General features: G+C 47.2%; 6 protein-coding genes and 1 pseudogene. 4 read left to right on the forward strand and 3 right to left on the reverse strand.

What is annotated here, in order from left to right; genetic code table 11:
• From HMPREF3168_RS10080 to HMPREF3168_RS02420, 3 genes are all read right to left on the reverse strand, one after another.
• The coding region (locus HMPREF3168_RS10080) for an OB-fold nucleic acid binding domain-containing protein (protein ID WP_246825670.1) at positions 1-330 on the reverse strand (330 nt) is incomplete at its 3' end.
• A gap of 75 nt (positions 331-405) precedes the next feature.
• Entirely contained in the window at positions 406-1422 is a 1017-nt protein-coding gene (gene asnA, locus HMPREF3168_RS02415; protein WP_003615255.1) for an aspartate--ammonia ligase, read from the reverse strand.
• Positions 1423-1787: 365 nt separating this feature from the next.
• On the reverse strand, positions 1788-2402 hold the full coding sequence (locus HMPREF3168_RS02420; protein ID WP_003614232.1) for a DedA family protein: 615 nt from the start codon (positions 2400-2402) through the stop codon (positions 1788-1790).
• A gap of 435 nt (positions 2403-2837) precedes the next feature.
• Between HMPREF3168_RS02420 and HMPREF3168_RS02425 the strand changes: the two genes are divergently transcribed.
• The 4 genes and pseudogenes from HMPREF3168_RS02425 to HMPREF3168_RS02440 form a co-directional block, all read left to right on the forward strand.
• Positions 2838-3338: a hypothetical protein gene (locus HMPREF3168_RS02425; protein ID WP_070488332.1), complete on the forward strand. Its 501-nt coding sequence runs from the start codon at positions 2838-2840 to the stop codon at positions 3336-3338.
• A gap of 80 nt (positions 3339-3418) precedes the next feature.
• Positions 3419-3922, forward strand: coding sequence for a GNAT family N-acetyltransferase (locus HMPREF3168_RS02430; protein WP_070488334.1), 504 nt, complete (start codon positions 3419-3421; stop codon positions 3920-3922).
• Positions 3923-4373: 451 nt separating this feature from the next.
• Positions 4374-10169 carry a S8 family serine peptidase gene (locus HMPREF3168_RS02435; RefSeq protein ID WP_070488336.1) on the forward strand — a complete coding sequence of 1932 codons (5796 nt, stop codon included), beginning with the start codon at positions 4374-4376 and terminating at the stop codon, positions 10167-10169.
• 302 nt (positions 10170-10471) lie between these two features.
• Positions 10472-10660: pseudogene (locus HMPREF3168_RS02440) on the forward strand (plastocyanin); the annotation flags it as partial.

Below are 10660 nucleotides of genomic sequence, written 5' to 3' on the forward strand. Positions count from 1 at the left end.
GTGTTCCTTGTTGGTGATCGGGTAGCCTTCGTTGTTTGAGACGACTTCCAGGTCGCTGATCTGGATTTCGTAGCCAAAGTGGGACCGGGCGTCTTCATGGATGGTCCCAGTGAGGTAGAAGCTTGCTTCCTGGCGCAGGCCCTTGGCTGCTTCAAAAACTTCCTCACTGACATCGTTCTTGCGGACAACGCCTTGGAAGAAGGCCGTGCCGTCTCTTAATTGCAGGAAGACGATCTTCCCGCTGGACCGCTTGTCGGTCAGCCAGACGTGCATTCTGACTTCTTCATCTACGTGCTTGCTTGATTCTCTGATTGAAATCAATTCTGTCATGTTTATCTCTTTACCTCGGTATTTTATTGTCTATCTTGCTCTTATATTCTTCCTGTTTTTGCTTAACTAGCTTTCTTACAGAAGCTGGATCTTGGCTGCCTGGCACTTTTCTACGATCTCGTCAGGCCAGATGCTGGCTTGGACTTCACCGATGTGGGCCTTGCCCAAAAGCAGCATGCAAAGTCTTGACTGGCCGATCCCGCCGCCGATGGAATAAGGGAGGTCACCCTTTAAGAGGGCTTGGTGGAAAGGCAGATCTAACCGGTCTTCAGCACCGGCAAGCTTCAGCTGCTCTTGCAAGCGGTCTTCATCGACCCGGATGCCCATGCTGGAGACTTCAAAGGCCCGCTGGAGGGGTTCGTACCAGAAGAGGAGGTCACCGTTCAAAGTCCAGTCATCGTAGTCTGGTGCCCGGAGGTCATGCGGTTTCTTGGAAAGCGGGAGCGCGCCGCCGATGTGTTCCAAGAAGACGGCGCCCTTTTCCTGGCAGATCTTGTCTTCGCGTTCGCTTGGGGTCAGGGATGGCCAGCGGGCTTCCAGTTCTTCACTGGTTACGAAGCTGATTTCTTCTGGCAGGTGGTAGGCGGCTTGCGGGTAGAGGGCACGGACGTGGTATTCCATCCCCTTGATGGTTTCAAAGATCCGCTGGACAGTTTGGCGGAGGGTTGCTTCCGTCCGTTCGCTCTTGTCGATGACCTTTTCCCAATCCCATTGGTCAACGTAAACGGAGTGGAGGTTGTCTAAAACTTCTTCGTCTTTTCTGATGGCGTTCATGTTGGTGAATAGGCCTTCACCGTGGCCGAAGCCGTAATGCTTAAGAGCCCAGCGCTTCCACTTGGCCAGGGAGTGGACGATTTGCAATTCGCCTTCATCCCCGTCATGCAGGGTAAAGGAAACCGGCTTTTCCCAGCCAGAGAGGTTGTCGTTTAAGCCGGAAGACTTCTTAACAAACATAGGAGCGGAAATTCTTTCCAGATTCATCGCGGTCCCGAATTCAGTCTGGAAGGTTTCCCGGATGTAGCGGATTGCCTTTTCCGTTTCGCGGATGGTCATTTTCGGATCGTAATCACTTGGAATAACTAATTTAGCCATATCTCTTGCCTCTGCAAAAAATCTAATACTTGTCAAAAGGGCATAAAAAGAGCCTCTCATCCCCAAAAACTACAGGGACGAAAGGCTTCTTTCCGCGGTACCACCCACCTTGTTCTAAACGAACCACTTCGAGCACCAACATGCTCTAGCAGGGTAACGTCCTGCAGGCGGCACGGCTTACTGTGACTTCAGCCGGCGATCTGGAAAAAGTGTTATTCAGAAAGCCAGGGTCTGTTGCCTTTTCACCAGCTGGCAACTCTCTGCAAGATTGTGCTTTCCTACTCGTCTTTCTCATCTTTTGACTTATTTGATTAAGTAAAATTCTAATACGGATTTAATTTTTGTCAAGATCAAAGGCGAAAAAATTATTTTTTAAAGATCAAGCCCTTCTTCTTGAGCAGGTAGACAGCGGCTGCGATGGCGCAGAAGGCGATTAACACGATCAAGCTAAGGCCTTCAAATTCCTGGACCACTTGCTGGTAGGCATTGCCGGCAAAGCGGCCGGCGTAGATCAAGACCGTGTTCCAGATTGCCGTGCCCAGGATGGTGTAGAAGCTGAACCGGGCTAAAGAGAAGCGACTCATCCCGGCTGGCAGGGAGATTAAGCTGCGGACGACTGGAATAAAGCGGCCAAAGAAGGTGGCTGCCCGGCCGTGGCTGTTAAAGTAGTTTTCCGTCTTGGTGATTTTTTCCGGGGAGAGGCCGAAGCGGCGGCCGACCTTGCTGGCGGCGAAGCGGGAAAGGCGGTCTTGGTCAAAGAAGGTGCCGACCCAATAGAGAGTTACCGCGCCAATGAAGGCACCGATCGTGGAGGCGATGATGGCTCCCGGGACAGACAGGTTGGCTGACAGGGTCAGGAAACCGGTAAAGGTCAGGATCAGTTCGGAAGGGATTGGGGGAAAAATATTTTCAGCTGCAATCAACAAGGCAACGGCGACATAGCCATAGTTTTGAATCAGCTGCGTGATTGTCTCGTTCATGACCTGTATTACCTCTAATCTATTTAAGTTTGTGACTGTTTAGTACAAGGGAGCTTGTCTTGCTTGTACCTTTCGCCTATTTAGGATAACAGAATAAAGAGCGGAAAAGGGGGCTCCGCCAAGGATTTTAAGAGATAATTTGGAATTACTTTACAAGCATTTAACTTTATTTTTTAAAGCACTAAGCTAAATGAAGTGGTTTTTGGCTATAGCGAAGTTGAAATAAGCAAAAAAAGACTGAAAATATTTTTTATGCACATTTTTAGGAAAGAGTCTGTTATAATCGTTTCAACGCATTAAGGAAATGCTTGATGGAAACAAAGAGAAGATGCTTACAAGCTTTTTTCTCGAGCCAGAGGCGAATCTTGATGCCGGGAAAATTGAATATCATTCGTACTATACTAAGTCATTAAATTTATTCAAGGAGAGGTAAATATGACTAACGTAACTATCGAACAAGCAGTTAAGGGCTATCTTGTATTCTCAGCTAAGGAAGGCAAGCTTTTCCGTGAAGGCCGCAGCTACCTGGCAGGCAAGACCTACCACAACCGCTACCTGGCTATCTACGAAAAGCTGGAAGACGCTGTTGTCAACGCCAGCCAATACCCAAGTGAAGAAGGCATCACCATTTACGAAGTAAGTGGCTGGGGCCAGGTAACTGACTTTGGCAAGTGCAAGGTCACTGAATGGCTGAAGCTGGACCAAATCGTAGCTAAGAAGGAATGGGTTGCTCTCTTGGGCAAGCAAACTAACTCAAACTACGCAAGTCTGCGGATCCTGGCAGCTAAGCTGAGCAAAGACGCAGCTGTCCTGAAGAAGCTGGCCCAAGACAAGAACCAGCAAGTTCGCAGCGCTGTAGCTGAGAATGCTAGCACTCCAGCCTTGGTTTTAGCTAAGCTGGGCGTGACTGCTGGAGTTAACGCGATGGCTATCTAACAGACAATTTTAAAAAGAATAAAACGAGGCGCGTTCTCTGGATTGACAGAGGCGTGTTTTTTGTATTCAAGGAGAAGAGCATGCTGAGATTTGACCAGACAAGAGCGGAAGATTTAGACAGGATCGTGGAAATTGAAAGAGCTGGTTTCAATGAGGCAGAAGCGGGCAGTCCTGCTCAGTATAAAGAGAGAATTCAGAAGTTTACCGGGAGCTTTTTGGTCGCCAGAAATTTGGAAGAAAAGATCGTGGGCTTTATTACCGGGCCAGTCGTTAACAGCAAGTATGACTACATCGAGGACTGGATGTATGAAAAAGAGACAGAAAGTCTGGCGGGCCCTGGCGGCAACCAAATGGTCTTGACCATCGCGGTTCATCCGGATTACCGGGGGCAGGGGATTGGCAGCCAGCTTTTAGATAGATTCGCGGAGACCGCTAAGGAAATGAAGCGGGGGCGGATCGCCTTGACCTGTCTGGAAGACCGGGTGCCATTTTACGAAAAGAATGGCTACGTCAACCATGGGCAAGCTGAGTCAGAGCATGCCGGGGAAATCTGGTACAACATGATCAAAGAGATAGAAGGCTAGAAAGCGGTCAGCAGGTGCTGGCTGCTTTTTCTTTTGCTTTATAAGTGAAGCGCTTTAATGTAAATCTAACTTAAAAAGCTATATCTAAAATTTGGCAATATTCTTTTCTTAAATGAAAAGGCTGATGAAACTATGTTTAAATAGGGACGGTGTTATTATAATCAAAAAGGTAACACTATACCACAACTTTAGCGAATCAACTTTAAGTTAGTATTTTGTGTTTTTTTAACTTCATAGCACGTTATTTTCTCGCGTATTGCTGAAATAATGTGCTTTTTGTTTTTTGGCGTTCAGAAATTACTTTTCCACTGTTTGATTTAAAATTCTGCTAAAAAATACTTAACTTTAATTTAAACTATGGTATGATTATGAAATGTTAGTGAGCTAAAGCTGTGTGATGAAAGGCTTGCTAATAAAAATATTTATTTGTCTAAAGGAGTTACGGAAACAGATGCAGAAGAAAAAATCCGCACGCCATTTGAACAAAGTGGCTGAACTAGCGGCAGCACTGCTCCTATCAGCGAGTCCACTGGCGGGAACTTTCCAGTCAGCCGCTTTTGTCCAAGCTGCCAGTCAAGAAACGGTTAGTCCACGGTCGGCTAGCCGGGCAGCATTGACTAAGTACTTGCAGCAAGAGCAGCGCTATAACGCTAAGGAGAGCTACAGCAAGTTCCAAGAGGCTGCTAAAGAGCAAAGACAGGCTTCTGGCCAAGCTGTCAGTAAGAAGAATGAGTCCTCGGTCCGGGTGATTGTCAGTCTGAACAAGTCAGCGGCATTTGATCACACCAGTAAGCCGACTGGATCAGCTGCCTCAGTGAAAAAGATTGAGCAGGCAAGTGACCAAGTCAAGGATGGTCAAGAAAAGGTTATCAAGCAGGTAGAAGAAATCACCGGCAACAAGGTCCGCCGGCAGTTCGGCTACTTGGTCAATGCTTTTTCAATCGATATGGATTTAGACGATATCGACAAGGTTAAGGATCTGCCCCAGGTTAAGAACGTTACGCCTGTCAAGGTTTACCACCCAACCGATGAGAGTGCTGATCAAATGGCCCAAGTGCAGGACGTTTGGCAAGAACAAAAGCTCAAGGGCGAAGGTATGGTCATTTCGATCATTGATACCGGGATCGACTCCAGCCACCAGGACTTGAAGTTGGACAGTGGCGTCAGCACCGCGTTGAGTAAGAGTGAGGTTGAAAGCGACAAGAGTAAGCTAGGTCATGGGAAGTATTACACGGAGAAGGTTCCTTACGGCTATAACTACGCTGATAAGAACGACCAAATCGTGGACAATGGGTCTGGCGAAATGCACGGCCAGCACGTGGCCGGGATTGCCGGGGCCAATGGCCAAGTCAAAGGTGTTGCTCCTGATGCCCAGCTTTTGGCAATGAAGGTCTTCTCCAACAATGCCAAGAATTCTGGAGCCTATGATGACGACATCATTTCCGCGATCGAAGATTCAGTTAAGCTGGGGGCCAACGTTATCAACATGAGTTTGGGCTCAGTTTCATCAGATGTCGATCCAAGTGATCCACAGCAACAAGCCGTAGCAAAGGCATCAGAGGCTGGCGTTATCAACGTTATCTCTGCCGGCAACTCCGGGGTCGCAGGGTCGACCGGAGATGGCAATCCAGTCAACAATACCGGGACAAGTGAACTCAGTACTGTTGGCGCGCCAGGGGTTACACCGGATGCTCTGACGGTCGCCTCTGCTGAAAACAGCAAAGTGACCACCGACACGGTTAAAGACGAACTCGGTGGGGTCACCTTTAGCTCAAATTCAGAATTGAAGGGTGCTGCACAAGTAACAACCCAGCTGGAAAGCAACTATTCCGTTTTAACCAAGAAGCTTAAGCTTGTTAACATGGGCTTGGGCGGTGCAGATGACTATACTGCTGAAAAGAAGGCTGAGGTTAAGGGACAACTTGCAGTTGTTAAACGGGGATCTTATACCTTCTCAGAGAAAGTTGCCAATGCCAAGGCAGCTGGCGCGGCAGGGATCGTCATTTACAATAGCAATGATGACGGCTTACTTTCAATGGCACTGGACGACAAGACTTTCCCAACCTTGGGGATGAGTAAGGCTGATGGGGAAGTTCTGGCTACAGCAGCAAAAGAAGGTAAGAGCATCAAGCTGAAATTCGGTACTGCTTTAATCGATAACTCCAGCGCGGGAAAGATGAGCGACTTTACCAGCTGGGGACCAACTCCTGACTTAGACTTCAAGCCAGAAATTACTGCTCCAGGCGGGAAGATCTACTCGCTGGCCAACGACAACAAGTACCAGCAAATGAGTGGGACTTCAATGGCTTCACCATTTGTCGCAGGTTCAGAAGCATTAATTTTGCAAGGTATCAAGAAGCAAGGTTTGAACTTGTCCGGGGAAGAATTAGTACAATTTGCTAAGAATTCAGCCATGAACACTTCGCACCCCTTCTATGACACTGAGCATACCAAGGAAATTATTTCTCCCCGCCGGCAAGGGAGTGGCGAAATCAATGTTAAAGATGCCATCAACAATACGGTTGAGGTTAAGGCAGCCAACGGCAACGGGGCAGCAGCCTTGAAAGAAATTGGCCGGCAGACGACCTTTAAGGTTACCTTGACCAATCATGGCAAGAAGGCCCAGACCTATGCAGTTGATAATTATGGCGGTCCATATACCCAGGCAACCGAAGCGAAGAGTGGCGAAATCTATGACACAAAGATTGTTAAGGGACAGCTGACGACGGAGACGCCAAAGATAACTGTCCAGCCTGGCGAAAGCGTGGATGTAAGCTTTACCTTGACCCTGCCATACAGTTTCCAGCGGCAGAACTTCGTTGAAGGCTATGTAGGCTTTGAAGCAGAAGACCAAGCAACACCAAACCTGGTTCTTCCATACATGGGCTTTTTCGGTAGCTACAGTCAAGCGAGTGTCAGCGCACCAATGCTTTATGAAGGTGGCAATTCAAATCTAATCAACACGATTCAGTCCCTGGTTGGCGTCATGGCTTCTAACGACAATGATATTCTCGGTTACACTGGCGGTGATGATTACAGCAAGTATACTGATCCTGATCTGATCGCGATTTCACCAAATGGCGATGGTAGCCGGGACTACGCATATCCTGTTCTCTTCTTTGACCGGAACTACAAGGAATACACGGAAACGATTACTGATGCTCAAGGAAACAAAGTTAAGAGCTTGGGCGTTGGCAAAGAGGGAACTAAAGATTACTACAGTTCTTCAAGCGGCAAGTGGACAACCCACTCACTGGACAAGTGGGATGGTACTGACGCTGACGGCCAAGTCGTCAAGGACGGGCAATACATCTACAAGGTTGAATTTACCCCAGCAACTGGCGGCAGCAAGCAGGAATTGAACATCCCTGTCAAGGTTGATACCCAAGCGCCAGAAGTGAGTGACTTGCAGGTTACCAAAGATGGCAAGCTCCGTTTGAAGGCTAAGGATTCCGGCAGCGGTCTTGACATGACAATGTTTGTTGCGGCAGTAAACGGTGAAAAGCAGAAGCTGGCGCTGGCTCCGGTTAAGGGAGAAAGTGATGTTTACGAGTCAACGACTGCCTTGACTGGACTTAAGGACGGCAAGAACCAAGTAGAAACTGTTTTGGCTGACTATGCCGGCAATGTTGGCTATGCTGCAACTTTCTCCAGTCAAAATAACGATGCTGATAACAAGCTTCTTCTCTTTAACTTAGCCGACGGTCAAAAGATCACTAGTCAAAGCCCGGCTTACGATCAAGAGAAAGAAACTTACACTGTAACTGGTACTTACAAGAAGAATGCCAAGCTTAAGTTTAATGATGTCGAGGCAGAGAGCGATGAAGATGGCTACTTTGAAGTTAAGCTGCCAGTCAAGGATGGACAAAACCAGCTTTTGATCAAGGATGGGGACCAAACCCTTGAAGCAGTCAACTTCACTGTTAAGGCTGAAGGACCGAAAGTCAGCGTTGACGAAGAAAGCTCAGGCCGTATTTTGGCTAAGGATGATTCCTATACTTTATCCGGGACGGTATCTGGCCTTGGCGAAAGCGGCAAACTGGAACTGACAAACTTGTCTGACAAGAGTAAGACTAAGTTAACGGTTGACCAGGACGGCAAGTTCTCACAAAAGGTTGACTTGAACTACGGTGACAATCCTTTTGAACTGACGGCAACTGATGCGGATGGCAATGTTACAAAGAAGGACGTAACGATTTTCACCGCTAGAAGTTACACTTACAACAAGGATATGCTGACTTTTGACAATATCGCCAGCGATCTAACGGTTATTGGCAAGACGACGCCGGGTTACGATGAGAAGGACCACAGCTTCACAGTAACGGGTAAACTCGCGTACCCAGTCGCCCGCTTCCAGTTAAACGGGGATGACGTTAAGTACGACCCAGATACTTTGAAGTTCAGCTACACGATCAAAGACTTAAAGAACGGCAACCATTCATTGACTGCTCTGGTGCAAGATCCACGGCTTAATGACGGCAAGCCAGTCGTCGAATGGGGCTACAAGCTCTGGGTTGACTTAGCAGCGCCAAGTCTGCAATTGGAAGGGATGTCCTTAGTTGAGGATGGCCAGTTGGCTGTCTACACCAACAAGGATGTTTACGATCTTAAGGCAACGATCAATGACAACTTGAGCGGATACAGCCTGCAAGTTGGCAGCGATACAGCCTACCAAGACAAGACTTACGAGGTGTTTAACGAAGACTTCTTTAAGAATAGGGATGCAGTCAAGGTCAGCTACCCGATCAAGGCTGAGAAAGACGGATCCCGGAAGGTCAAGGTCACTTTGACTGATGAAAGTGACAACAAGACTGAACAAGACTTTACCCTGTACAACCACCAGGCAGATCTTGAGGCACCGGAGGTTTCCGCTTCAGAAAGCAAGAAGACCAACCAAGCTGTTCAGCTGAAGGTTGAAAATCTGTCCGATGTACAAAAGTCTGCTGGCAAGTTTAAGGCGGCTGATCTCTACTACTCAGTTGACGGCAAGACTTGGACCAAGCTGGACAAGGATACTGTACAGGTAGCCGAAAACGGAAAGGTTGAGTTCAAGTACCAAGACGTTTACGGCAATGAGTCAAAAGTTACGACTTATGAAGTCAAGAATATCGTCAAGGAAGTCGCTGCCCAGCCGGAATTGAAGCTGACTCCGGATGGAGAAGGCAAGGTCAAGGCTGAGCTTGCTTTTGACAAGAAGGATGTTGACAAGGACTTCAACCACATCAAGTACAGCCTTGATGGTGGCAAGACCTGGACTGACTACAAGGATGCCTTTACGCTGACTCACAACGAAACTGTGGAATTCAAGAGCTATGACGACGCTGGCAATGAGAGCCAAGTCTACACCAGCGTGGTCAAGGTAGAACGGAAGCTGCCCGCTCCAGATTTGACTGGCACGGTTGAAGCTGATAAGAGTATTGAGGTTAAGGCTGGCAACGTTGAACAGGCTGAAAAGGATGCTGACGGAAAAGTAACTTTGCTTTACTCAACTGATGGCAAGGATTGGTCAAAGGTTGACGGCGAAGTTAAGCTGACTGACAGAGACCGGGCTATGTTCAAGTATCGCGACGGGGACGACAACGAATCTGCTGTTGTCGTTTACGAAGTCAAGAAGGTTGTTGAAGAAAAGACTGCCGAGTCTAAGCCGGAAAACAAAGACGATAGCAAGTCAGACAGTAACACTGACACTAAGAGCGACTCCAAGTCAGACAACAAGAGCAACACTAAGAGTGATGTCAAATCGGACGGCAATGGCGAAGCTAAGTCCGATAACAAGTCATCTGCCAAGGATGATAAGAAGACTGACAGCAAGACGACTTCAAAGAGTAGCGCGAAGAAGAACAAAAAGGCTTCTAAGAAGGCAAGCAAGAAGACAGTTAAGAAGACTAAGACTTACAAGTTGACTAAGCTTACAAAAGTCTACAATAAGAAGGGCAAGGTAGTTGGCAAGCTTAAGAAGAAGACTAGCGTCAAGCTATTAAGCAAGAAGCAAAAGCTTCATGGCAAGTACTACTACCGGGTTGGCAAGAACAGATATATTCTGGCAAGCAGCCTGCCGAAAAAGACTAAGAAGGTTAAGCAAGTTCGCGCAAGGAAGAATGCCAAGGTATATAACAAGAAAGGGAAGGTAGTTGGCCATCTGAAAAAGAAGCAGAAGGTTAAGCTCTTAAGCAAGAAACAGAAGCTTCATGGCAAGTACTACTACCGAATTGGCAAGAACAGATATGTTAAGGCAAATGTGCTGTAATTAGAGGGAGACAGGTTCCGAAAGGAACCTGTTTTTCTCGTTATAAGCAAGGAGAGAGAACGGGTTGTTAGCTTGATGATATAATTATTTTGAAATCTGGAGATAAGGCGAGGAGCCTACTATGTTGCACGTAAAAGTTTTAAGTTCATTCTACATACCTCAACTGGATGAGACTTTGCTTTCTTTACAAGGGCCCGAGAACTTAAGTATTTATGACGGTAAATTTTCCAAAATGTGAAGATGCTTACCTTGTAGATAAAATAGATAGCGAAAAAATATAATTGATTATTGAGGTAACAAAAATGGCAGAAAAGCAATATGACTTTACACGTGTGCCAAAGCGGCAGGGCAATTCCATCAAGTGGGGCGGCTTAAAGGAAAAAGAGCTACCGATGTGGATTGCTGAGATGGACTTTAGGATCGCGCCGGAAATTATGGTCAGCAGGGAGGCTGGAGAAATTCAGCTTTCATTGTCTAGACTAAGCTATTCA

It is taken from the genome of Lactobacillus sp. HMSC08B12 (assembly GCF_001808415.1).
GTDB lineage: Bacteria > Bacillota > Bacilli > Lactobacillales > Lactobacillaceae > Lactobacillus > Lactobacillus delbrueckii.